The organism is Flagellimonas olearia (assembly GCF_009184425.1).
Lineage (GTDB): Bacteria > Bacteroidota > Bacteroidia > Flavobacteriales > Flavobacteriaceae > Flagellimonas > Flagellimonas olearia.
This window is the reverse complement of sequence record NZ_WELG01000002.1, coordinates 1,185,578-1,209,967: the sequence shown is the minus strand read 5'-3', so window position 1 is coordinate 1,209,967 and position 24,390 is coordinate 1,185,578. Positions and strand designations below refer to the sequence as shown.

Annotated in this window: 25 protein-coding genes; 7 read left to right on the top strand and 18 right to left on the bottom strand. The window is 44.8% G+C overall.

Features of this window, described 5'->3' with window-relative positions:
- Position 1: 1 nt before the first annotated feature.
- The 13 genes from F8C76_RS14835 to F8C76_RS14775 form a co-directional block, all read right to left on the bottom strand.
- A complete protein-coding gene (locus tag F8C76_RS14835) occupies positions 2–361 on the bottom strand; it encodes an MmcQ/YjbR family DNA-binding protein (protein ID WP_152132453.1) in 360 nt (119 codons plus the stop codon).
- Positions 358–759 carry a Dabb family protein gene (locus F8C76_RS14830; protein ID WP_152132452.1) on the bottom strand — a complete coding sequence of 134 codons (402 nt, stop codon included), beginning with the start codon at positions 757–759 and terminating at the stop codon, positions 358–360. Before F8C76_RS14830 ends, F8C76_RS14835 begins: the two co-directional genes overlap by 4 nt.
- 4 nt (positions 760–763) lie before the next feature.
- Positions 764–1,387, bottom strand: a complete 624-nt coding sequence (locus tag F8C76_RS14825) for a DUF4230 domain-containing protein (protein WP_129655671.1) — start codon at positions 1,385–1,387, stop codon at positions 764–766.
- On the bottom strand, positions 1,380–1,739 hold the full coding sequence (locus tag F8C76_RS14820) for a DUF4260 domain-containing protein (protein WP_152132451.1): 360 nt from the start codon (positions 1,737–1,739) through the stop codon (positions 1,380–1,382). The genes F8C76_RS14825 and F8C76_RS14820 overlap by 8 nt, the downstream gene beginning before the upstream one ends.
- Entirely contained in the window at positions 1,739–2,488 is a 750-nt protein-coding gene (locus F8C76_RS14815) for a cyclase family protein (protein ID WP_152132450.1), read from the bottom strand. Before F8C76_RS14815 ends, F8C76_RS14820 begins: the two co-directional genes overlap by 1 nt.
- A complete protein-coding gene (gene hemW, locus F8C76_RS14810) occupies positions 2,485–3,618 on the bottom strand; it encodes a radical SAM family heme chaperone HemW (RefSeq protein WP_152132449.1) in 1,134 nt (377 codons plus the stop codon). The genes F8C76_RS14815 and hemW overlap by 4 nt, the downstream gene beginning before the upstream one ends.
- Positions 3,619–3,652: 34 nt before the next feature.
- Positions 3,653–4,009 carry a four helix bundle protein gene (locus tag F8C76_RS14805; RefSeq protein WP_152132448.1) on the bottom strand — a complete coding sequence of 119 codons (357 nt, stop codon included), beginning with the start codon at positions 4,007–4,009 and terminating at the stop codon, positions 3,653–3,655.
- Between the two features lie 51 nt (positions 4,010–4,060).
- Positions 4,061–4,612: a crossover junction endodeoxyribonuclease RuvC gene (ruvC, locus tag F8C76_RS14800; RefSeq protein WP_152132447.1), complete on the bottom strand. Its 552-nt coding sequence runs from the start codon at positions 4,610–4,612 to the stop codon at positions 4,061–4,063.
- A 4-nt stretch (positions 4,613–4,616) separates the two neighbouring features.
- Positions 4,617–5,093, bottom strand: a complete 477-nt coding sequence (locus tag F8C76_RS14795) for a hypothetical protein (protein WP_152132446.1) — start codon at positions 5,091–5,093, stop codon at positions 4,617–4,619.
- 104 nt (positions 5,094–5,197) lie between these two features.
- Positions 5,198–7,084, bottom strand: coding sequence for a M56 family metallopeptidase (locus tag F8C76_RS14790; RefSeq protein ID WP_152132445.1), 1,887 nt, complete (start codon positions 7,082–7,084; stop codon positions 5,198–5,200).
- Complete coding sequence (locus tag F8C76_RS14785) at positions 7,081–7,443, bottom strand: BlaI/MecI/CopY family transcriptional regulator (RefSeq protein WP_129655690.1); 363 nt, start codon at positions 7,441–7,443, stop codon at positions 7,081–7,083. The genes F8C76_RS14790 and F8C76_RS14785 overlap by 4 nt, the downstream gene beginning before the upstream one ends.
- A gap of 123 nt (positions 7,444–7,566) precedes the next feature.
- On the bottom strand, positions 7,567–9,792 hold the full coding sequence (locus F8C76_RS14780; RefSeq protein WP_152132444.1) for a TonB-dependent receptor: 2,226 nt from the start codon (positions 9,790–9,792) through the stop codon (positions 7,567–7,569).
- Positions 9,793–9,901: 109 nt separating this feature from the next.
- Positions 9,902–10,288 carry a hypothetical protein gene (locus tag F8C76_RS14775; protein ID WP_152132443.1) on the bottom strand — a complete coding sequence of 129 codons (387 nt, stop codon included), beginning with the start codon at positions 10,286–10,288 and terminating at the stop codon, positions 9,902–9,904.
- A gap of 186 nt (positions 10,289–10,474) precedes the next feature.
- On the opposite strand from F8C76_RS14775, the gene F8C76_RS14770 reads away from it, so the two are divergent.
- Complete coding sequence (locus tag F8C76_RS14770) at positions 10,475–10,987, top strand: DUF456 domain-containing protein (protein ID WP_152132442.1); 513 nt, start codon at positions 10,475–10,477, stop codon at positions 10,985–10,987.
- On the opposite strand, the gene F8C76_RS14765 is transcribed toward F8C76_RS14770, so the two are convergent.
- A complete protein-coding gene (locus F8C76_RS14765) occupies positions 10,984–11,538 on the bottom strand; it encodes a nitroreductase family protein (protein WP_152132441.1) in 555 nt (184 codons plus the stop codon). The two genes, F8C76_RS14770 and F8C76_RS14765, sit on opposite strands and share 4 nt — an antisense overlap.
- Before the next feature lie 48 nt (positions 11,539–11,586).
- Positions 11,587–12,474 (bottom strand): LysR substrate-binding domain-containing protein, encoded by an 888-nt coding sequence (locus F8C76_RS14760; RefSeq protein WP_152132440.1) that lies wholly within the window; start codon positions 12,472–12,474, stop codon positions 11,587–11,589.
- Between the two features lie 218 nt (positions 12,475–12,692).
- On the opposite strand from F8C76_RS14760, the gene hutH reads away from it, so the two are divergent.
- The 4 genes from hutH (at position 12,693) to hutG (ending at position 18,589) form a co-directional block, all read left to right on the top strand.
- A complete protein-coding gene (hutH, locus tag F8C76_RS14755) occupies positions 12,693–14,270 on the top strand; it encodes a histidine ammonia-lyase (RefSeq protein WP_152132439.1) in 1,578 nt (525 codons plus the stop codon).
- Between the two features lies 1 nt (position 14,271).
- Entirely contained in the window at positions 14,272–15,501 is a 1,230-nt protein-coding gene (hutI, locus tag F8C76_RS14750) for an imidazolonepropionase (protein WP_152132438.1), read from the top strand.
- A 108-nt stretch (positions 15,502–15,609) separates the two neighbouring features.
- Entirely contained in the window at positions 15,610–17,619 is a 2,010-nt protein-coding gene (gene hutU / locus F8C76_RS14745; RefSeq protein WP_152132437.1) for a urocanate hydratase, read from the top strand.
- A 4-nt stretch (positions 17,620–17,623) separates the two neighbouring features.
- Entirely contained in the window at positions 17,624–18,589 is a 966-nt protein-coding gene (gene hutG, locus F8C76_RS14740) for a formimidoylglutamase (RefSeq protein ID WP_152132436.1), read from the top strand.
- Positions 18,590–18,752: 163 nt separating this feature from the next.
- On the opposite strand, the gene F8C76_RS14735 is transcribed toward hutG, so the two are convergent.
- Together F8C76_RS14735 and F8C76_RS14730 are read right to left on the bottom strand one after the other, a co-directional pair.
- Positions 18,753–19,202, bottom strand: coding sequence for a LexA family protein (locus F8C76_RS14735; protein ID WP_129655710.1), 450 nt, complete (start codon positions 19,200–19,202; stop codon positions 18,753–18,755).
- On the bottom strand, positions 19,199–20,458 hold the full coding sequence (locus F8C76_RS14730) for a Y-family DNA polymerase (RefSeq protein ID WP_152132435.1): 1,260 nt from the start codon (positions 20,456–20,458) through the stop codon (positions 19,199–19,201). Before F8C76_RS14730 ends, F8C76_RS14735 begins: the two co-directional genes overlap by 4 nt.
- Positions 20,459–20,506: 48 nt before the next feature.
- Between F8C76_RS14730 and F8C76_RS14725 the strand changes: the two genes are divergently transcribed.
- Both F8C76_RS14725 and F8C76_RS14720 read left to right on the top strand, forming a co-directional pair.
- On the top strand, positions 20,507–20,875 hold the full coding sequence (locus tag F8C76_RS14725) for a DUF7009 family protein (RefSeq protein ID WP_129655714.1): 369 nt from the start codon (positions 20,507–20,509) through the stop codon (positions 20,873–20,875).
- A 6-nt stretch (positions 20,876–20,881) separates the two neighbouring features.
- The gene (locus F8C76_RS14720) at positions 20,882–23,179 is read left to right on the top strand and encodes an FdhF/YdeP family oxidoreductase (RefSeq protein ID WP_152132434.1); all 2,298 of its coding nucleotides are present in this window, start codon (positions 20,882–20,884) and stop codon (positions 23,177–23,179) included.
- 6 nt (positions 23,180–23,185) lie between these two features.
- On the opposite strand, the gene F8C76_RS14715 is transcribed toward F8C76_RS14720, so the two are convergent.
- Positions 23,186–24,364, bottom strand: coding sequence for an acyl-CoA dehydrogenase family protein (locus F8C76_RS14715; protein ID WP_152132433.1), 1,179 nt, complete (start codon positions 24,362–24,364; stop codon positions 23,186–23,188).
- Positions 24,365–24,390 lie beyond the last annotated feature (26 nt).

The window sequence follows — 24,390 nt, the reverse complement described above, 5'->3', positions numbered from 1 at the left end:
ATCAATCTAGATCCTCCAATTCTTGCCTCAATTTTTTGGTGAGACTGGCCACTACCAAATCATAGGAATGGTCCAACAACTCTTTGATCAACTGCGGCGGGAGGCTATCCAACAATAATGTGTTCCAATGTTTTTTACTCATGTGGTAGCCCGGAACAATGGCTCCGTCGTACGCTTCCCGAAGTTCCATGGCCCTTTCCGGATTACATTTAAGGTTGCACTGCGCCGGAAGACGTTCCAAAGACACCAAGGCAAACATTTTGCCCATTACTTTAAAGACCAACGTATTGACATCAAAAGGAAACTCCTCTGTAATCCCTTTCTTGTTCAGACATAGGCTTCGAAACTCCTCTATGTTCATGGTTTTACGCCTTCGGAATCATACACGATCACCTTTTCCCACAAGTCTTTGCACTCCTCAATAAAAATCAGATGGGCCTCTTCTTCTTGATAGGCTTCCTGGGCCTCGGCAGACTCAAAAGTCACTATAAGGGAGTAGGTAAAGGAATCGTCCACCACATCCCTGACCGCTTTGGGCGGAGTACCCATGAAATTGGTCTTCGCGTACTTTGAATTTTCCAAAAACGTATTCAACGAAGCTTCAAACTTGGTCCTGTCCGCATGACTGTCCGGGTTTTTGAACCAGAAGTAAACGGTATGCGCAAAAGCGTGGTCAAAATTTTCCCCACCGTTTTTGATCTGTACACAACTCGCAGCAAATACCCCAACCAAAAGCAGGGTCAAAATTCTTGTTTTCATAGTGTTATTCTTCTAAAAAATGTTTTTCCCTATTGGAGATTTCCAAAGCGGAATAATCCAATCTCCAGCCAATGGTCTCCACGATCTTTTCCACCAAAAGAACGGCCTGCAACGCTTCTTTGCGAGCGGTATCCATCAATCCACTTTCCGGGATTTTCTGTTTGATGTGCTCCTTGGCCTCTTGATTGAGCATGGTAAGATCATCCGGTGAAAAACTGTTGAACAGTCCATTCTTGATGTCGTAAAACTGCAGGTCCGGTTCAATGGATAATACTTCGGGCTCGGGAAAATTATTCAAAATGATTCGCTTCTTCTCCGTATCGGCCTTCAGGTCCAATTTGGTGAGGTCGTACCCAATATGTGCCTTTGCCTTGACGACAATCAACGCCTTTTTCTTGCTTCGCAACAGGCTCATGAATCGGTCTTTGGTGTTTTCGTAATGGTAAATTTCAGCGAAATCCCCTTCCACCGAAACCAGTTTGCAGACACTCCTGATCTTGTCCAACAACACCGTGGACTGCTGTTTGGTGAGTTCTTTGCTCCTTTTCTTCCGGAACAACGAAAACAGCCAATACATGAGTATGGCGCCTAGTATCAATCCAAGAAGTACATCGATGATATCACCCATTCTTTTTCCCTATTTCACCCAAATGGGTAAACTTAAACCCCTTTTCATATTTTAATCCGTAGCCCAAGGCCCTGTCCAAGGCCGAGTGGGAAAACAAGATGATCCCGATGAGCTGGCATAAAGGTATTGAAAAGTAACTTCCCACCAGATATACCAAAATAGCCACTCCCTTATGATGAAATAAATTGTAAGTAAACGCCCCAATCTTGTTCCCGAAAAGGTAGCCCAGTGCACCAATGTCCGGGGCCAAAATCAAAATCAGGAACCACCACCAAGCGTAATCCAGATGACTAAAAAGATAGATGCCCAAAACGAACATCATCACCTCTTCCAATTTTAAGGTTGTTCCCACTAGTCTTCGATTTTATATAAAATGGGCCTGCTGGGACTGGCATCATTCTCGAAAGGGGCCACCTGAAGGTCCAAAAAATAGGTCCCGTCCAATACCGTGTTGGGCACATAGATGAACTCGGTAATGGTTGCCGATTTCCTCGGTTTCCCATTTACATTCCAAAAGGCTTTGTGCGCCAACAACTCCCCGTTGTCCCGTTCCTTGTCCACGGAAGGAAGGTCCACCAACAAATGGTCCACTCCCTTTTTTACCAAATAGTGCACCGCTTCTTCCAAAAGATATGGCGGGTTGGTATCTGAATATTGTTTGGAACGTTTATCCCCAAGATTGGGCAGGGTGCGAATGACCAGCGCCTCCCTTTTCTTGTTTCCCAAGGCGTATTTGAGCTGCTTTTCGGAAATGACAAAATCTTCTCCCTGCTGTTCCGGGGCCACGGTGATCACTTCGGCCAGAAAGAAAAACCGTTTCATTTTCTCGTTGATGGAATGGAACGCTTCGGTGATATGGCCCAGACACTCGGTATGGGTAATATGGGAATGGGGGTTGAACCAGATATCGTTAAAGTTTACCGGCGCCCCTTGGGCCACACTCCCCACAAAATCCCCTTCTTGATGGGCCTCGATCTTGGGCGGACCCAAATACCATGCGTTCACATTGGTTTTCTTCCCGGTCAAGGGAATGGAAATATCCAAAGGGCTGGCCAAATCTATCTTGTAATTCTTGGAATTGTGTTTTATGGTTGCAATCATTTTTCCAAGTTAACCATAAAAAGATCGGACGCAATCCCATCCACCAAAAACTTTCCTTTTTTAGTGGCCAACAGTTTGCCGTCTGCGAGTTGTAACAATCCTTGAGCTACATATTTTTGGGCTTGTAGGTTTAGGTAGTCCAAGTAGGTAACCCCGAACTCCTTTTCGATTTTCTCCAAAGAAACACCCCAAATGGTACGCAGGCCCGTCATTACATACTCGTTGTAGCGGTCCGTTTGGGAAAGCGTCTCGATTTCCGTAGGCAATAGCCCCTCGGTAATTTTTTTAATATAGGTAGGGTTGTTGCGAATGTTCCAACTTCGGTTTTTCCCATCAAACGAATGTGCCGATGGACCTACCCCCACGTAGCTTTTCCCCAGCCAATAGGCCGTATTGTTCTTGGAGAAGAAACCCGATTTCCCAAAATTGGAAATTTCGTAGTTCACAAAACCATGGGCTTCCAACATATCCACCAGAATGTAAAACTGTTCTTGGGCCTGTTCGTCGTCCACATCGGGTACTACGCCTTTCTCAATAATTTTTTGGAGAGCGGTCCGTGGCTCCACCGTTAACGCATAGCTGGAAATATGGGGCAATCCAAAATCGAGGGCTTTTTGGATGTTGGCCTTCCACCGGTCATTATCCATTCCCGGGATGCCGTAAATCAGGTCGATGGTGATGTTGTCAAAATATTCGGTGGCTTCTTGAATGCATTTTTCAGCTTCGGAAGCGTTATGGGCCCGGTTCATCAGTTTCAGGTCTTCATCAAAAAACGATTGGATGCCGATGCTGAGGCGGTTTATGGGACTATTGGAGAGTTGGATGATTTGATGGCTGGAGAGATCATCCGGATTGGCTTCCAAGGTGATTTCAGGACGGTCCATTACTTTGTAATGGTCATATACGGTTTGGATCAGAAATTCAATCTCTTCATTGGAAAGCACCGAGGGGGTACCTCCTCCAAAATAGATGGTCTCCACGACATCATCGGCCTCCGATTTCCGCAAAACAAGTTCCTTGGCAATGGCCTGAACCATGGCTTGCTTTTTTCTCAATTGTGTGGAAAAATGGAAATCACAGTAATGGCATGCTTGCTTGCAAAAAGGTATGTGAAGATATATCCCGGACATCAATTGTCAATTAGCAATAAACAATTTACAATAATCATTTCGCCCTTTTTGTGGTTTTTAGGATGGAGAACATGATTTTCGATAGTTCATCAGCTTGCGCAATCAATTTATTGGCATTTGTTTTAGTAACGTAATCGGCATCCTTTAAGAGGGACAACCAATATTTCACTTCCAAACTTTCTTTATAGGCTATTGAAATCTTCGCCGAAAAATCAGCGGTGGAAATTGCGCCATTGGCCTCACTGATATTTGCTCCGATGGATGTTCCTGAGCGTAGCATTTGCTTGGACAACACAAACTCTTTTTTTGATGCAACTATGCGCTTATACAAACTGACCGTCTGCAAGGCAAAGTCATAAGATTTTTCCAATAAGGGATTTTGGTTTTTCATAAAGTAGGTTCATTTGGGTATTGTTTATTGTTAATTGGTCATTGTAGATTGTTACTTAATTTTATCTGGATTTTGTTTGATGAAAGCCTCCCAGCCTGTGTAACTTTTCCCAACTTCTACCCTGCCTTCATTGTAGAAATGACATACCGCAGCGGCCAGACCATCGGTACTGTCCAGATTCTTAGGGAGCGATTTTAATTTTAAGACACTTTGAAGCATTTTGGCCACCTGTTCCTTGCTGGCATTTCCATTTCCGGTAATAGCCATTTTGATTTTCTTAGGCATGTACTCGGTGATGGGGACCTGTCGTGAAAGCCCCGCCGCCATGGCCACACCCTGCGCACGGCCCAACTTTAGCATGGACTGTACGTTCTTTCCATAAAATGGGGCCTCAATGGCTATTTCATCGGGATGGTAGGTGTCGATGAGCTCCAAGGTACGTTCAAAAATTAGTTTGAGCTTGGTATAGGGATCGTCGTATTTTTTGAGCATCAACTCGTTCATCTGTACAAAATGCATCTGTTTATTGATGACCTTGATGATCCCGAACCCCATAATGGTGGTTCCCGGGTCTATCCCTAAAATGATTTTTTCTGTTGCCAAATCGTTATTGGGTATTTAGTACCAAAGGTAGTCTAAATCGAAGACCGACAGGGTTCCCCTGTTTTAGGGCCGGGGCCACGGTGGTCAAATCGTTCAGGCGTTCGGAGACCCGTAAGTTAAAATCCGATATTTCATTGAGCACGGTGTTCTTTTCCTCTACGTTCAACACGGAGATAAAACCGTGTTCATCAATGAGAAAATCAATGTAGACCGTATCGTTCATATCGTTATCCACCTGAAATTCCAAGCCGGAGAGTGCTTCGGAAAAATAGTCCATCATCACACTTTGAAAGCAATCCCGCTGGACAGGTTTTGTGGCCATTTCATCACAATCTTCAAAAAGGGGGTATTGGTCCACATCGTTCCAGTCTATGGCCAACAGTTTCTCATTGACCACTTTCTGGGTCTGTTCTTCCTTGGACATAAAGAGTTCACAGGAAACCAGCAAACCAAAAAAAAATAACAACATGTACTTCTGCATAACAGCCCCGAGAATTTGGCTGAAATTACGACTTTTTACCGAAGAATGGTAAAAGCAAAGAGGCCTGAAAATGTTTCAGGCCTCCCTACTTCCAACTATTACGACTACTGAAGTTTAAAGGTTATGGGTATGGAGAAAGGAACATCCACTGCCTCTCCTTTTCGTTTTCCGGGCTGCATGACCGGCAATCGTTTTATGATCCGCTCCGCTTCCGCCTCCAACAATTCATGGGGGCCCCTAGTTCTGATATCCGCAATGGCCCCATTGGCATCTATTTTGAAAATCACATAGACTTTCCCCTCAATTCCCATTTCTTGGGCCTCCTTAGGGTAATTGAAGTGTTTCCGTATATGGGTTTGAACATGCTCTAAAAAACATGCTCTTTTGTCGGTCGCATCCTCACATCCTGGAAAAATAGGAGCTTCGTCAATGTCGGAAAACCTGGGCCTATCAACAATTCTTTGGGCAATTTTTTTAATATCACCATCTATTCCTCCCTCTGGTCCATTTTCAAGTTGAAATGCTATAGGGATTGAAAACGGAACATTTACCGCTTCGCCATTTTGCTTACCTGGTTGCATTTGGGGTAGTTTTTCTATAATCCGTACAGCTTCGTTCTCCAATAACTCATTAGGCCCCCTTTTTCTGATATCCACAATCCTACCTTCAGTGTCTATAATGAATATTACATTTACCCTGCCTTGGATACCTTTTTCCTGAGCTTCCTTAGGGTAATTGAAGTGCTTGCGGATATGCTCTTGCAAGTTTTTCACAAAGCATGCCCTTCTATCCACTGCATCTTCACAACCTGGGAAAATTGGAGCTTCATCCACAAATGCAATAGGTATACTCATCCCTTTATCGTCTAACCCGTAAATTGAATTAGGCCTATCCCTATTCTCGTCAAAAACAACAGCCATTGTTCCATATATGACATCTTCAGCACCATCAAATTCGATGTACGAACCATCGTTGGATTTTTTATAGCGCGCATAGGACCCATCCTCATTGGTTAGGATGAACTCCCATTCTTTACCACTCTCCGATAATTCCTTTAATTTATCATAAAGTTGGGAGTACGAAAGCTCAGTTGCCTTTGCAGTGGCTTGGATGAAATTATCCTCATCTGGGTTTGTCTCATTCTCACATGAAGTGTACACCAACATCCCCAAAACAAGGGGGAGCAATCCCACATACTTTAGCTGCCAAATGGCTTTTGATTTCTTTTTTTGTAACATGACTATTCGTTTTTTGATTAATGATTGATTAAAAAATTGATTGACAAAACTGATGTTCTGTGTTTGGAACGCTTCGGATAACAGCATTTGAAAATGTGCTTTTTTATGCTCTTTCACCGCTTTGGCATCGGCAATGAATTCATGCAGTTCCGCCATTCGGTTTTGGTACACATAGACCAAAGGGTTGAACCAAAAAGCGATTCGGGCCAGCTCAAAAAAGAGAAGATCTAGGGAATGCCATTGCTTGATGTGCACCAGTTCATGGGCAATAATGCGGACTTCTTTCTCTTTTTCAATATTTCCACCCAAGAAAATATTCCTGAAGAATGAAAAGGCCAATACGCTTTCTTTTACCGTGATCTTGGTAAAATCCGGGTGATGCTCCACAACCCCGTTCTTCTTCAGTTTTATGATCTGAAACAACTTATACCCCAACCAACAGGCGGCGATAATACTTCCCAATCCCATTACCCAATAGTACCATGGCAACACTTCCCAAAACCGGCTTGCGTTTTCCGCTCCCAATACCACTCCATCCAATTGGTACATTAATACCGGGATTTCGGCAAACTGTTGGGGCATAACCGTCTTGAATGCCTCTATCTTGACCCAAGGCAACACCAAAGACAGAACGAAAGTGACCAAGAGATAAACCCTGTTCCACTGAAAAAAGGTCTCTTTCTTCAAAAAAAGGTCATAGGCCAATAGAAAGACCAATTGAAATACCAGACACTCCAAGATATAGGTAATCATTGCTCCTTGTCTTTAATGTTTTTCATGATCTCTTCTAGCTCTTTCAAGCTGATGTCGTTCTTCTTCATAAAAAAAGAGACCATGCTGGAGAAGGAACCCTGAAAATACCCATCAACCAAAGTGTTCAGTCTTTGGTTGCTATATTCCGATTTCTGGACCAAGGGAAAATACACATGCCCCTTGCCCACTTTTTCATGCGACACAAAACCTTTGTCCTCCAAGATCCGAACAATGGTAGAAATGGTGTTATAGGCGGGTTTCGGTTCGGGCAGTTCCTCCAGAATGGCTGCTACATTGGCCTTTTTTAATTGCCAGAGGAGTTGCATCACTTCTTCTTCTGCTTTGGTGAGTTGTTTCATTTTTCAACTAATTTTTTAGTTCAACATAAAACAAATATAACTAAACTTTTAGTTTAAACTAATTTTATAGTTAAAAAGTTCAAAAAGAATCCGCTGAAGTATACCTCCCCAGCGGATTTTTCTTTAGAAGGTAAGGCTCACCTTTCCTCGAAGATAAAAAGGCATTCCCGGGGTAAAATGTATCTCTTCCACGGGGCTAGGTTCACTGAACAATCTACTCTCTGTAGCAAATTGGGTCTCGTTCCATTCTGTATCGAACAGGTTTTCCACAATTACACTGAACGTCCAGTTGTTCAAACCATAATTCAAGGTGGCATCGGTCACAAAATAGCCTTCCGCCACAATGGAATTGTCCTCGTTGGCCGGTCTGTCGTCCAAATATCTATAATTCAGTCCCCCTGAAAACCCTTGTTCGGTCCCTGCCGTAAATCCACCTACCACGGTAAAATCCGGAGCCAAGGGAATGTAATCTTCCCCATTGGCCTCTTCCGTACTTCTGGCATGGGTATAGTTGGCATCGGTATAGAGGTAAAGCCCTTCAAAAGGTTGATACCTGGCTCCCACTTCCAATCCAAATCGACGGGTCTTGCCACTGGGTTCCACCACACCGGCATCCCCCACATACACAAACTCTTGATCTAAGAACAAGCTCCAAACGGTAGCGTTCAACACTAGCCTGTCCACAGGCTTTAGGATGGTTCCCAAATCCACACCGTAGGCCGTAGGAAGAATATCCTCGCCTTGATTGGCGACTACGACCCTGGCATCGTTGGAATGGAACCCCATCCCGGTTTTTAGGAAGAACTGGGTGTTTGCCGTTGGACTAAAAATAGTATTGAACTTGGGACTGAAGGCCACTTTTTCCTCACTTCGGTTGTCATACAGCTCACTGAGCTTGTTCACATAATCGAACTTGAAATAATCCAACCGTAAGGCCGGCTCAAACGTAAACTTCCCGGACTTCACCGAGGCCCCCGCAAAAGCATAGCTATTTACCTCATCCACATCACCATAGGCCAATCGTTCCAAAAGTTCTTGTCGGTTCAAGGTATGGGAGAGTTCATTGTCATCCACATTGTCGTATCGAAACCCTATCCCCGCCTGGTATTTAAAATTTGTGGATCCCAATTGCGCCGTATTGTTTTTGAATACGGTCCTGGCCCCCAACATCATACGATCTTCATATTGTTTGATTTGATCTCCGTTTACTGTATCGTCCAGAAAAAAAGTAAAGTTGGAATACAGTTCAAAATCATATTGCGACAAGAAAGCCATGGTGTTGAGCGATTTTCCATCGCTCAAATTCTTATTGTGGTTTACCACAAAATTGGTCCGGCTGGTCTGCCCGCCTTCGGTATCGTCAATGGAGCCAAAACGACTTATCAATCCTTGATCAACGGCTCGCTGCGGAATCTGTCCCGAGGCATCCCACTTGCTTTGAAAATGCGAAGCGGTCAACAACAACTCCTGATCGCCGGGCAAGGCATAGCGATATCTTCCCAAAATATTAAGGCGATTAAAATTCTGGGGCGATTCCACCGGGCCATTGGTCAGATACAGTTCGGAAGCCAAATAAGCATTGCTATTCCCTTGCTCCAACACATTGAACATCCCCAGAAACCGTCGTGTATCAAACTGTCCCACTTCGGTGGACACCATACTATTTGATAGACTTTTTCTCAACCGTAAATCCACATAACCGGCCGTGTTGAAATCACCTTGTTCCATATAATATGGCCCCTTGCCAAAGTTGACGTTTTCAATGGTTTCCGGAATCACAAAGTGAAGGTCGGCATACCCCTGACCATGGGCATGCGAGACCATGTTCACCGGCATCCCGTCCACATTGATGGCCACATCGGTACCGTGGTCCACATCAAAACCGCGCAAAAATATTTGCTCGGCCTTACCGCCTCCAGCATGCTGCCCTATAATCAACCCAGGGACCTTTCGAAGGATTTCCTGGGATGATTTCACGGGATTGGTCTTTACATCCACATCCACTAGGCGACTCAAGGCATTAACCTCCGAAACCAACACCACTTGATCAAGGGAAATGGAACTTTCATTGAGTACAATCCGAACGGGTTGTTGTAGATCTTCAGGACGCACCACCTTAGTTTGGGTGGCATAGCCCAATCTCGAAAAATAAATGGTATCGTTCACCGAGGTGCGGTCCAAAACAAAATGCCCGGTTCCGTCAGTATGGCTGTGTTGGCCATTGGTCTTATTGAATATGCCCGCATCTTCCAACGGGGAGCCATCGGCAGTTACCAATTGACCCTTATAATCTTGCGCGGCAATTGCCCCCATGACCAATAGGGAACATACCGCCATAAAATATTTCATGTCGTTGTCTTTTTAATTTGATTTATATAAATAGATCTGAACTATGGAAACACTAGACCCGTTCCAAAGAGGATTGGAACCTATTCTTAAAAATTGGCCTAGCCTTTTTTCAGCAGTTCTTGGGAGGGGGAGTTGTCACACTTTGGTGCCAAAAAGAAGTTATGCCCTGATACGCCCAATTTCTATCATTGACTTGCAGTGTATTTATTTCCGATGTAATACGGGTTTCTTCAACAAAATGTTTATCCAAAGTAAAGGTGACCTCATCTTTCGACTTTTGTTCATCAGGCTGATTGGCTTCCAATAAATCCTTTAAGGCCTCCAAAGCTTCGTGAGAGTGGCCCGCCATGGCCTCCAAGGACGAATAATCAATTGTTTGATGATCTGTAAAAAAACTATGATGTCCTTCTCCCCCATGTTGATGGGTGCCGGTATCCAGAGCATGGGATGCTTCGTGCAATACTTCGATCACAAGTCCATTGAAAAGTCCCACCAAATAAAAAAGGCATAGTGCAAGGCAACTTGCTCGTGTGAGTCTGGATTTGGAATATGTCGGTATCGGTTTCAAAAGCATTGCTTTCTGGGTTTCAAATCTACTTACGAAATCTTTACCAAGTCGGTTTTATTCCACTTTCTTTGTAACAATTGTGCCCTACATTTGTCTAACCATAAACACCATACCATGGATATTGTCTTATTGATTTTGGGATTTGTTCTGATGCTGGTTGGGATATTGGGCAGTTTTTTGCCTGTACTCCCCGGACCGCCCATAAGTTGGGTTGGACTATTGTTATTATATCTGACCAAGGCTGTCCCCGATAACTGGTGGGTCCTTGGAGTTACTTTTGTCATAGCTATCACTATCACAGTTCTGGACTACGTGATTCCCGCCATGGGCACCAAAAAATTTGGTGGCAGTAAAGCGGGCATGTGGGGAACCATAGTTGGGTTGTTGGTGGCCATCTTTTTTCCTGTTTTTGGCCCATTCGGAATTATTATATGGCCCTTTATCGGTGCTTTGGTGGGTGAATTGTTGAACAAGGCCAACCAAAAAACCGCCCTTAAGGCGGCATTTGGTTCGTTTTTGGGCTTTTTAACGGGCACCTTTATGAAATTGGTGTTGACTGTTTTCTACGCCATTTTTTACGTCTACATTGCCGTAAAATATGCGGGGGACATTTTCACTTTCAGTTAATCCAACCACTCCACTTTTTCTGTAATTGGAGTTCTAGCGGACAACTCCACATCACCCTCGTAATACCCCATATAGAAAAATCCTAAACAGGTTTCCCCCTCATTCAATTTGAAGAATTCATCCATGTATTTAATGAGTCCCGGAGAAGACCAATAACAGCCTATGCCCAATTCGGTGCAACACAACCACATATTTTGGACAGCCATGGCCACAGAGGCGATTTCCTCCCACTCGGGAAGACTTTCCATAGGGTCTCGCTGCATGCAAATGGCAATCACCGCAGCCGAATTGGACGGGTTGAATTGTAATTTTTTGATTGTGACCTGTTTTGGTTTGGGGTCCACTTCCTCATACTTGTTGGAAAGGAAAATCCCCAATTCCTGTTTCTTATCCCCTGTCAGCACTTTAAAACGCCATGGTTCTGTTTTCTTGTGGGTTGGGGCCCAGTTGGCCGCTTCCAAAATCTTTTCTAGGGTTTCCTTGGCGATGGGCTTATCTATATACTGGGCAGGAAAAATGCTTCTTCTTTCTTTAATCAAATCAAAAATCATAGCTATTCTTTTAGATGAAATCCAAAGTTACTCCCCAAAATGTTGGAATCATAATTTCATAAGTAAATCCATGCATTTTTGAAGTGCAGGATTTCTATTATCGGTCTTCCAGACCATGCTCAATACGGCTCGTTGCTTTATGTTCTTCATTTCTATGAATTTCACCTTCATTTGAAAACCATGCTGAAGCGTTGTGGGCACGATGGCAATCCCCAATTTATTCTCCACCAATTTAAAAATGGTCTGCGCATGAACCGATTTATGGGAAACATGGGGCACAAATCCACTATCCTCGCAAATACTCAGTACCGTATCGTAATACATAGGACTATAATCTTGGGAAAAAAGGATAAAATCCTCATCCGCCACTTGATTGATGTTCTTGAAATGCTTTGCATCCAAAGGATGGTCCTCGGGCAATACCAAGGAAAAAGTATCCTCAAAAACAGGTTTTACATCCAGTCCCTTGGGTACGCGTGACAATCGTACAAAGCCCAAATCCAATCGATCGGCCAATATCGCATTGATCTGCGCCCGGTTGGAAAGTTCTTCCAAGGTGGTATGTACGGTAGGATACTTTTCTTTCAGCCCCAATAATAAGTTCGGCACCACATTTTGCATGGCGGAACCCAAAAAACCAATACGCACCTCTCCCAATTGTCCATCCCCAATGAGTTTTACCTGTTTTTTGGTCTGGTCCAGGTGATTGAGGATAAATTCAACCTCTTTTTTTAAAAACTCCCCTGCCTGGGTCAAACTCACCTTTTTCTTGTCCCTCACAAAAAGTTGGGTGCCCAATATCCCCTCCATTTGCTTGATTTGTGTACTCAAACCAGGTTGGGAAATAAACAACCGTTCCGCCGCCTTTCTGTAGTGCAGTTCTTCGGCCACAGCCAAAAAATAAATGAAATGTCGAAGTTCTATTTGATAATTCATACTTATTGATTATTACAAAAATAAGTATTGGTAATTATTAAACCTAATTGATACTTTTGAATAACAGTGATGTATCATGTAAACAAAAAGTTGTCAGGTCGAGCGCAGTCGAGACCTCACTTTTAAGACATTGGGTCCTATAACTTCTCGACTGCGCTCGAAGTGACACTTCACCATAAGCAATTGCAGACAATCTGTTAGTAAACTAATTTAAAAACATGGCAATAGACCGAACATTTCAATTTGGCGAGGACCATTTAACGGCTAGTATTTCTTTGGGGTTGGCCCATGGCACTATTACAGGTGTTTTCTCCGAAGTATGTCTAAAAAATGTGAACGCAAGCTACGAGCGGGTACAGCGTATCGTGGAAAAGGGAGATACCGTATATGGCATCAACACAGGCTTTGGCCCATTGTGCAACACCAAGATATCCAAAGCCGATACCAAAATCCTTCAATCCAATATACTGCAAAGTCATAGCGTGGGTGTGGGAGACCCCATTTCCACCGAATTGGCTAAAATTATGTTGATTCTTAAAATCCATGCTTTGGCCAAAGGTTTTTCGGGCATTGCCGAAACCACCCTGCAACGCATGCTTTGGCATTTGGAAAACGATGCCATTCCAGTAGTTCCCTCCCAAGGTTCGGTAGGGGCATCTGGCGATTTGGCCCCACTGTCCCATTTATTTCTGCCTTTGATTGGTTTGGGCAAAGTGGAATACCGAGGAAAGACTATCCCCACCCAGGAACTTTTTAACCAAACGGGATTGAAACCCCTCGATTTGGGTCCAAAAGAGGGGCTAGCCCTGATTAACGGAACCCAATTTATTGCCGCTCATGGGGTAATGGTCGTACACAAATTGCAACATTGTTTACGACATGCGGACATCATCGGCGCCATGATGCTAGAGGGCCTACAAGGTTCCATGAAACCCTTTTTTGAAGAACTACATGCATTACGACCTTTCAAAGGTAACCAACATGTGGCCGGTAGAATTCGTACGCTACTTCAAGGTTCCGAGATTCTGGAGGACCATATTGACTGTGAACGGGTGCAGGACCCCTACTCCCTTCGCTGTATACCTCAGGTACACGGCGCATCCCGAAATGCTTGGTTGCATTTGAAGGAATTGTTGGAAATCGAATTGAATTCGGTCACCGACAATCCCGTCATCATCAATGATGAACTTACCATCAGCGGTGGAAACTTTCACGGACAGCCTTTGGCCATGGCTTTGGATTATGCCGCTTTGGCCGCTTCGGAAATTGGAAATATCTCAGACCGACGCATCTATTTGGCCCTTGAAGGCAACAGTCCCGGAGTTCCCAAATTGTTGATGAACGATACGGGAATCAACTCCGGCTATATGATTCTACAGTACACTACTGCGGCTTTGGCCAGCGAGAACAAAAGTTTGTGTTTCCCCGCCAGTGCCGATAGCATCCCCACCTCTTTGGGACAGGAAGACCATGTAAGTATGGGGTCCATCAGCGGTAGAAAAGCGCTCAATATTATTGAGAATGTGGAAAAAATCCTCGCTATTGAATTGTTGACCTCAGCCCAGGCCTTCGAATATAGAAAACCCTTAAAATCAGGCATTTTATTGGATGAAATCCATACATTCCTAAGAACCAAGGTCGCTTTTGCCGAAAACGACCGAGTTTTTGCAGATGACATTGAAAAAGGAATTGAAATCATTCAAAACCGAGAGATCATAGATTTGGTGGAATCGGTAATGAAAGAAAAAGAACTGACTTGGGACGCACCGCATCTCGACGAATTTGAAACATACTAAAATGAACAAACCACTCTTAATAGGACCATTCACCCAATTGCTCCCCATGACGGGACTTCCTTTAAAAGGAGCTCTCAAAGATGAGCAATTACCCATCATCGAAAATGGGGGTATTTTGGTTGCTGATGGGAAAATCCTCGAGGTTGGGGTTTTTGACGCCTTAAAATCTGGTGATGTCGATGTGCACCACATCGAAGGTGACCATGTTTGCTTACCGGGGTTTGTGGACTCACATACCCATATCTGTTTTGGCGGTACCCGATCACGCGATTACGCCTTCCGTAATGCAGGAAAAACCTATTTGGAAATTGCCAAGGCAGGTGGTGGTATCTGGGACACAGTGACCCAAACCCGAAAAGCTTCGCAGGAAGAATTGGTCAAGGACATCATTTCCAGAAGCAAAAGGCATCTCAAAAATGGGGTCACCACCATTGAAGTGAAAAGCGGTTATGGCCTTTCCGTGGATGAAGAACTGAAAATGCTACGTGCCATCAAACAGGCCAATGAAACCTCCAACGCTACTTTGGTCCCAACTTGTTTGGCGGCGCACATGAAACCCAAAGATTGGAATCAAGACCAAGAATATCTAGATGTCATCATCAATGAATTGTTCCCTATCATCAAGACTGAAGATCTAGCCCATCGCGTGGATGCCTTTGTGGAAGAAAGTGCTTTTTCCCCTGAAGAAATCAAACCCTACTTTCAAAAAGCAAAGGAAATGGGATTCGACATTACCGTACATGCCGACCAATTCACCATAGGAGGAAGTCAAGTAGCCGTCGATTTTGATGCTGTGAGTGCTGACCATTTGGAGGCCAGCACCGAAAAAGAAATTCAATTGCTGGCCAAAAGCAACACCATTGCCACAGCTTTGCCAGGAGCATCCCTCGGTTTGGGATGCGCCTACACCCCAGCCCGTAAAATTTTGGATTTCGGTGGCGCTTTGTCCATTGCCAGTGACCATAACCCTGGTTCCGCCCCCATGGGCGACTTGTTGACCCAAGCCAGTATTTTGGGAACCTTTGAAAAATTGTCCAACACAGAAGTTTTGGCTGGAATTACCTTCAGGGCTACCGCAGCATTACGATTGGAAGATCGTGGAAAACTGGAGGCAGGTGCACTAGCCGACTTTGTGGTTTTCCCAACAGATAATTACCAAGAAATCACCTACCACCAAGGGCAATTAAAACCAAGTATGGTATGGAAAAATGGAATTAACGTTTGCCAATAACTTTATCATTCCGCTCGGTTGCTGAGCGTAGTCGAAGCGAGATGCGGAATCCACTACCCTATTTTGGATTCCTGCTTTCGCAGGAATAACAAATCATTTTTATTACTAATGAAAAAAGATCATTTCAAATCACAAATTCTTCAAGGAATCCCTTCGGAATTACCTACCACCAAAGCCTATCCAAGTAATGGCAATCCCGCTCCAAAACGAAAGGACATCCTTTCCAAAGAAGAGAAAAAACTGGCCGTACAAAATGCGCTACGTTATTTTCCCGAAGCTTGGCACAAAGAACTCGCATCAGAATTTGCCGAGGAACTAAAAACATACGGTCGCATTTATATGCATCGATTTAAGCCGGATTATGAAATGTATGCACGACCTATTTCGGATTACCCAGCGAAAACGCATCAGGCTGCTGCCATTATGTTGATGATCCAGAACAATCTGGACCCTGCCGTGGCTCAACATCCCGAGGAATTGATCACTTATGGAGGCAATGGCGCAGTGTTCCAAAATTGGGCTCAGTACCTGCTCACCATGAAATATTTGGCGGAAATGACCGAAGAACAGACCCTGAACATGTACTCAGGTCACCCAATGGGACTTTTCCCTTCATCCAAAGAAGCGCCTAGAGTCGTGGTCACCAATGGGATGATGATTCCGAACTATTCCAAACCTGATGATTGGGAACGTTTCAACGCCCTTGGCGTGACTCAATATGGGCAGATGACGGCAGGATCGTACATGTACATTGGCCCACAAGGCATTGTGCATGGAACCGCCATCACGGTAATGAACGCTTTCAGAAAAGTATTGGACAAAGACGAATCTCCAGAGGGCAAGATTTTCTTGACTGCTGGATTGGGTGGTATGAGTGGTGCCCAACCCAAAGCAGGGAATATTGCAGGAGGAATTACCATTTGTGCAGAGGTCAACCCCGAGGCTGCCAAAAAACGACACGACCAAGGTTGGGTGGATGAATTGTTGGTGGATTTGGACCTATTGGTGGTTCGCACTAAAGAAGCTTTAGCTCACAAAGAAGTGGTTTCTTTGGCTTACATCGGTAATGTGGTAGATGTTTGGGAACGTTTTTACGAAGAGGACATTTTCATTCATTTAGGTTCAGACCAAACCTCCTTACACAATCCTTGGGCAGGTGGTTATTATCCCGTTGGACTTTCTTTTGAGGAATCCAACACCTTAATGGTAGACAATCCCGAAGCATTCAAGGAAAGAGTACAGGAATCGCTACGCCGACAAATCAATGCCATCAACAAGCACACCGCAAAAGGCACTTACTTTTTTGATTACGGCAACGCCTTTCTATTGGAAGTTTCCCGAGCGGGTGGGGATGTGATGGCTGAAAATAACATCGACTTTAGATACCCTTCCTACGTACAGGATATTTTGGGACCCATGTGTTTCGATTACGGATTTGGTCCCTTCCGATGGGTTTGCACCTCTGGCGACCCAAAAGATCTTCAAAAAACAGATGCCATTGCCCTTGAGGTGATGCAAAAGATAAAATCCGAAGCTCCCGAAGAAATCCAACAGCAGATGCAGGACAATATCAAATGGATTTCGGAAGCGGAGCAAAACAAATTGGTGGTCGGCTCTCAAGCGCGAATTCTATATGCCGATGCAGAAGGACGAAGCAAGATTGCCGATGCCTTCAACACGGCTATTGCTAATGGGGAAATCAGTGCTCCCGTAGTATTGGGTCGTGACCATCACGATGTAAGTGGAACCGATTCTCCGTTTCGGGAGACCAGCAACATTTACGACGGCAGCAAGTTCACCGCCGATATGGCCATCCAAAATGTGATAGGCGATAGTTTTAGGGGCGCCACTTGGGTTTCCATCCATAATGGTGGAGGCGTAGGCTGGGGCGAAGTAATCAACGGTGGATTTGGCATGGTGCTCGACGGTTCCGAAGAAGCTTCCATCCGCTTGAAGAAAATGCTGTTCTTTGATGTAAACAATGGAATTTCCCGTAGAAGCTGGGCCAGAAACAAAGAAGCACGGTTTGCCATTGAACGAGAAATGGACCGCACCCCAAATTTAAAGGTAACTTTGCCCTATCTTGTGGATTCCGACATTTTGGACCATCTTTTTTAATGCGATGAAGTACTACGACCCCCCGAAAATAGACCTTTGGACAGGCAGGGTTTCCAACAAATGGTTATACCTGCACGAAAAGGTACATTGCACTCCCCTGACCGAACTTTCGGAACCCCATAAAAAATCGATTGCCCTTTTGGGATATGCCTGTGACGAAGGGGTCCGGCGTAACCAAGGACGGGTTGGCGCTGTGAATGGTCCAGATACCATTAAAAGTAGTTTCGGGAAAATGCCCAATCATCTGGCGAGCCATATATTGCTACAGGATGTGGGTTCCATCAGTTGTACCGATGACGATATGGAAGCTGCACAGGACGCCCTTTCCAATGCCGTCACTTCCCTTTTGACGAAAAAACAGTTTCCCATTGTTTTAGGAGGTGGTCACGATATGTCCTATGGACATTATAGGGGCATCAAAAACTATTTGGATGCAAAGGGAGGGAACCAAACCATTGGTATTATCAACTTTGATGCGCATTTTGACCTTCGAAAGAATACGGAACAAAGCAATTCGGGAACGCCTTTTTACCAGATTGCCAAGGATTGCCAAAAGAAAGACATTGATTTCAACTATCTCTGTTTGGGTATTCGCAAAGATGCAAATGACCGTATCCTATTTGAAACCGCTCGTGACCTTAAGGCCAATTACATTCTTATTGACACCTTCCAAATCCCATTTTTGGAGGAAATCACCACATGGATCAATGCCTTTGTCAAGAATGTGGACCATGTGTACGTGACCATTGACCTGGACGGGTTTTCATCAGCCTATGCGCCAGGGGCAAGTGCCGCCTCTCCCATGGGCTTTACCCCCCATATTGTTTTGGAGTGCTTAAAAACGATCATAGGTTCTGGAAAGTTGATCAGCCTGGACATTGCCGAAATGAATCCCACCTACGACATTGATTCACAAACGGCCAAATTGGCCGCTTCCTTGATGCATTATGTGGCCCATAACATCTACTAAAAAAGGGAGGAAAACAAAAAAAGCCTTCCAAATGGAAAGCCTTTCATTGGCGAGCATCGGCTGATGCTTCAACCTGATTCCAATCATCGCGACTGGAATCCAACACAACAAGACAAAGATAGCAAAGGTTTTCGATTAATGGGGTCGAAGGCGATTTTTTTCATCAAACCGCCTTTATAACGTAAGTCACTATTCCCCATATCAATAAGTTACTATCCTTGGATACCCTGATAGGTTTATACGCTTTGTTTTCCGGCATTAGTGTTATGGAATCCTTTTCCATCAGCAATCGTTTCACGGTAAATTCCCCTTCCAAAAAACAAACCGCTATTTTTCCGTTTTCCCCCTCCAAACTTCTGTCAATGACCAATAAATCCCCATCATCGAGCCCAGCACCTACCATGGATTGGCCACTGACCCTTGCATAAAACGTAGCTTCCTTGTTCTTGACCAAAGTTTTGTCCAGACTGATCCGTTTTTGCTTGAAATCCTCGGCCGGGGATGGAAACCCAGCGGAGACGGTATTTCTGGAAATGGGGATGTCCAAGCTTTGCTCATCATCTGGGGTAAAAAACGTGAGCGAATTGGTTTCTTGAGGTTTTTTTGAGGTCATTTTACTACAATGATGTCATTGATGTCCGTTGTATATCTTGGGGAAAGATGCTCTTGACGCATTTTCCAGGTTCGCTGTAAATCTTGATTGGCTATTTTCATCTTGTAATCCCCATACCTATCATTCATGCTGTCCATCACCTGCATGATTTTATGATGTTTTGGGTTTTCTGATGAAAACAGGTCTAACTGCCGCTCGTTGGTGGGAATCAGACCAGATACGATCACTCCTGCCCTTTTGTACTTGACCCCAGTTTTGAAAATGGTATCTACCGCCCTGACTGCATAATTGCCAATGGTAAGGCTGGAATCCGTGGCATAGGGCAAGGTTATAATGGCAGTGCCCCTGTCCTGGGGTTCGTTCTTTTTGTGCCGGTCACTTCTTAAAATGACCACAATATGGTTACAACTGCTCTTTTGGGTTCTAAGTTTTTCGGCACAACTGCTCGCAAAGGTCGAAATCCGCTCCCGGATATCCTCGATATTGGAGTATGTACTTTCAAAACTTCGTGTGGTGGCAATCGCTTTTTTATCCCGGGCATCATCTTCCAAATCCAAGGTAGGTATGCCCTCCAAGTCTTTTTTCAACCGCAGCCCAACAATGGCCATTTGTTTTCTTACCCATTCATCGGGCAACTGGGTGAAATCAAAGGCGTTTTCAACATTTCTGGTTTGAAGTCGTTTTAAGTTTCCATGGCCTATACCCCAAACCGTCTCTATTTTTGACCATTTGAGTGCTTTTATCCGACCTTCTTCGGATTTGATCACAAAAACCCCTCCAGTCCTGGATTTTAATTTTTTGGCAATCTTATTGGCCACCTTGGCCAGCGCCTTGGTTGGAGCAATCCCTATACTGATGGGGATTCCCGTACATTTCTGCACTTTGTATTGTATCTCCCTTCCATACGTTTCAAAATCGTAGTCCTTGAATCCATCAAACTTTAAAAAGGCCTCATCAATACTGTACACTTCCATGTCCGGGGTAAACGTTCCCAGAATATTCATCACCCGGGTACTCATGTCACCATACAAAGGATAGTTTGACGAAAACACCTTTATCCCATTTTCTTCACAGAACTTCCTGTACTTGAATGCTGGGGCCGCCATGGGGAGGCCCAATTTCTTGGCCTCATCGCTACGCGAGATAAAACAACCGTCATTATTGGAAAGAATGGCCACAGGAGTACTGTTGAACTGAGGCTGAAAGGCCCGCTCACATGACGCATAGAAGTTATTGCAATCCACCAACGCAAACATGCCTCAAAGTACTCGATTTTTGCTAAATTACCTAGCAAATCTGTTGTGATGAAAATTAGAATACGGGGCAATTCGGTACGTTTTAGACTGACTCAGAGCGAAGTAAAACAGCTTTGTGAAGAAGGTTTTTTTATGGAGACCACCTCTTTCGGGGAAAATCTGTTCCGCTATGCGGTACAACTCAGTAAAACTGAAGAGACCCTCTCGTCTTCGTATGAAAACAACCGGATTACCCTAAGTGTTTCCGAACAGCTGGCAAAAAACTGGGATTTGGATGAACGTATTGGATTTGAACACACCTTCATTACCAAGAACGGAACGGAACTCCACCTCCTCCTCGAGAAGGATTTTACCTGTTTGGACAATACCATGGAAGACCAATCGGACAATTACCCCAACCCCAAACTGCAACATTGAACCCTCATGGAAAAAGAATTTAAACGAAATATTTCCCTTACGGGCGATATCCAATTTACCGGATTGCGCCTTAAGGAACCCATGCATACCGCTGCCGGCTTCTTGGGGGTAAAAGAAGCCCTAAGGCACGGCTTCAAGGAAATGGGCATTGTACGCTCCATGAAGGCATTGCTAGAGATGAACCAAGAAGACGGTTTTCGTTGCCCCAGCTGTGCGTGGCCCGTTCCCGAACACCCCTCCAAGGTTGCGGAATATTGTGAGAACGGGGCCAAGGCGCTGGCCGACGAAGCCACCCATGAACATATAGGTGCCGAATTTTTCAGTAAGCATTCCGTGGAAGAACTGTCCCAACTCAGCGATTATGAACTCAACAAGTTGGGGCGAATCATAGAGCCCATGGTGCTCAGGCCAAGAAAGTTACATTACGAACCCATTGCATGGCAGGAGGCTTATGATTTACTATCTGATGAACTCCATCAGTTAAACGACCCCAACGAGGCTATTTTTTATACTTCGGGGCGATCCAGCAACGAAGCCGCTTATTTGTATGGTATGTTTGCCCGTGCCTTGGGCACCAATAACATGCCCGATTGTTCCAATATGTGCCATGAATCATCCGGAGTGGCACTATCCGAGACCTTAGGCATTGGAAAAGGTTCGGTAACCTTGGACGATCTCTATGGCGCCGAAGTTATTTTGGTTGTGGGCCAAAACCCGGGCACCAACCATCCTAGAATGCTCTCTGCCCTTGAAAAATGCAAAAAGAACGGGGGAAAGGTCATCAGCATCAACCCTCTGGCGGAAACAGGACTGGTAAACTTTAAAAACCCGCAAAACGTATCGGACATGTTGGGCGGGGGGCAGCCCATTGCGGACCTGCACCTTCCTGTTCGTATCAACGAGGACATTGCACTCGCCAAACTGATCTTAAAGAAATTGGTGGCCCTCGATGCCAAAAACAGCAATGTTCTGGACCATGAGTTCATTGTGGAATATGTTGACGGCTATGATGAATTACTGAAAGATTTAAAACGCTACGATTACGAAACACTTCAGCGGAGAACTGGGGTTTCCATGCGAAAAATTGATAAGACCGTCCGGTTATTGGCCGAAAATTCCAAAATAGTGGTCTGTTGGGCCATGGGCATCACCCAACACAAGAATGCCGTGGAGTGCATTCAGGAGTATGTGAACATCTTACTGTTGAAAGGAGCCATAGGAAAACCATTTGCGGGTACGTGTCCCGTTCGGGGACATAGCAATGTGCAAGGGGACCGCTCGGTGGGCATCCATCACTTTGTCAATAAAGGATTGAACCAACGGATTCGTGAACATCTTGGTTTTGAGCCTCCTGCCCAACGAGGATACGATGTTGTAGAGGCCATCCATGCCATGCATGAAAACAAGGCCAAGGTCTTTGTCTGTTTGGGTGGGAATTTTGCCATGGCCGCCTCAGATACAGCATACACGGCCAAAGCCCTTCAAAATTGCAGCTTAACGGTACAGATCAGCACCAAGCTCAACCGCAGTCATTTGATTACCGGTAAAACGGCTCTTTTGCTTCCCACTTTTGGTCGCTCGGAGAAAGATGAGAAGAAAGGCTCCGTTCAATTTCTGACCATGGAGAGCAGCACAGGAAAAGTACGTCAAAGCAAAGGTTTGCTGAAACCCGCTTCCGAGCATATCAAAAGTGAACCGGAAATCATCTCATTGATGGCAAACACCTATTTTAAAGGAAAACATGCCATGGACTGGGAAGCTTTGGGAGCGGATTACGATCTTATCCGGAGTTTGATCGATAAAACCGTAAAAGGATTCAAGAACACCAGTGAACAATCCAAAGGCTTTGGGTATTACCTACCCAACAATGTTCGGGAACGGGACTTTAGAATGTTGCCCAACGGCATGGCACAGCTTACCATCAATACATTGCCGGACCATGGACTAAAGATGGATGAATTCTTGCTGATGACCATTCGGTCACATGACCAGTTCAACACCACCATCTATGGATTGAACGATCGTTATAGAGGTGTTCACAATGAGCGTCGCGTGGTGTTCATGAACCAAGATGACATGGAGCAGCATCAACTGAAAAAACTGGATGTTGTAAATCTACATAGTGAATATGATGGTATCCAACGGACCGCGGAACAATTTTTGGTCATCCCTTATGAAATTCCCAAAGGGAACATGGCCGCCTATTTCCCCGAAACCAATTTGTTGGTCCCCCACAATCATTTTGCAGATAAAAGCCAAACTCCCATCAGCAAATCCATCAGGGTAACGGTTGAAAAAATATAGTGTCAATTATTTAAACGCTGGAATTCCGGTAATATCAGCCCCAGTGATCAACAAATGGATGTCATGGGTACCTTCGTAGGTAATCACGCTTTCCAGATTCATCATGTGGCGCATGATGCTATATTCCCCGGTGATTCCCATTCCGCCCAGAACCTGTCTGGCTTCCCGGGCAATCTTTAAGGCCATGTCCACATTATTGCGTTTGGCCATGGAGATTTGGGCCGTGGTGGCGCGTCCTTCATTTTTTAATTGCCCCAAACGAAATGCCAACAGCTGGGCCTTGGTTATTTCGGTAATCATTTCGGCCAATTTCTTTTGCTGTAACTGATAGGCCGCAATGGGCTTTCCAAATTGGATGCGCTCCTTGGCATACCGCAAAGCGGTATCATAGCAATCCATGGCAGCTCCAATGGCGCCCCAAGCAATACCGTATCGGGCGGAATCCAAACAACCCAACGGGGCACCCAACCCACTTTTACCGGGCAACAGGTTTTCCTTGGGCACCTTTACATTGTCAAAGATAAGTTCCCCCGTGGCCGAGGCCCGAAGTGACCACTTGTTATGGGTTTCCGGGGTGGAAAAACCTTCCATGCCCCTTTCCACTATCAAACCATGAATACGGCCTTCTTCATTCTTGGCCCAAACTACGGCAATATCGGCAAAAGGGGAATTGGAAATCCACAATTTGGCTCCGTTAAGCAAATAATGATCACCTGCATCCTTGAATTTGGTTTCCATGCCCCCCGGATTGGAACCATGGTTGGGTTCCGTTAAACCAAAACAGCCCATCCATTCGCCCGTGGCCAGTTTAGGCAAGTATTTTTTACGCTGTTCCTCAGATCCGTAGGCAAAAATGGGATACATGACCAAGGAAGACTGTACCGAAGCTGTGGAACGCACCCCACTGTCACCTCTTTCAATCTCCTGCATGATCAAGCCATAACTGATCTGATCTAGTCCCGCTCCACCGTATTCCTCTGGAATGTACGGTCCAAAAGCACCTATCTCGGCCAGACCTTTGATAATCTGTTTGGGAAACTCCGCCTTTTGGGCGTATTCTTCTATGATGGGGGAAATATCCCGTTTCACCCACTGGCGGGCAGCATCCCTTACCAACTTATGCTCTTCAGATAGAAGGTCGTCAAGATTATAATAATCCGGTGCTTCAAATAGATCAGGCTTCATTCGGAAAAAATTTATCTAAAAGTTAT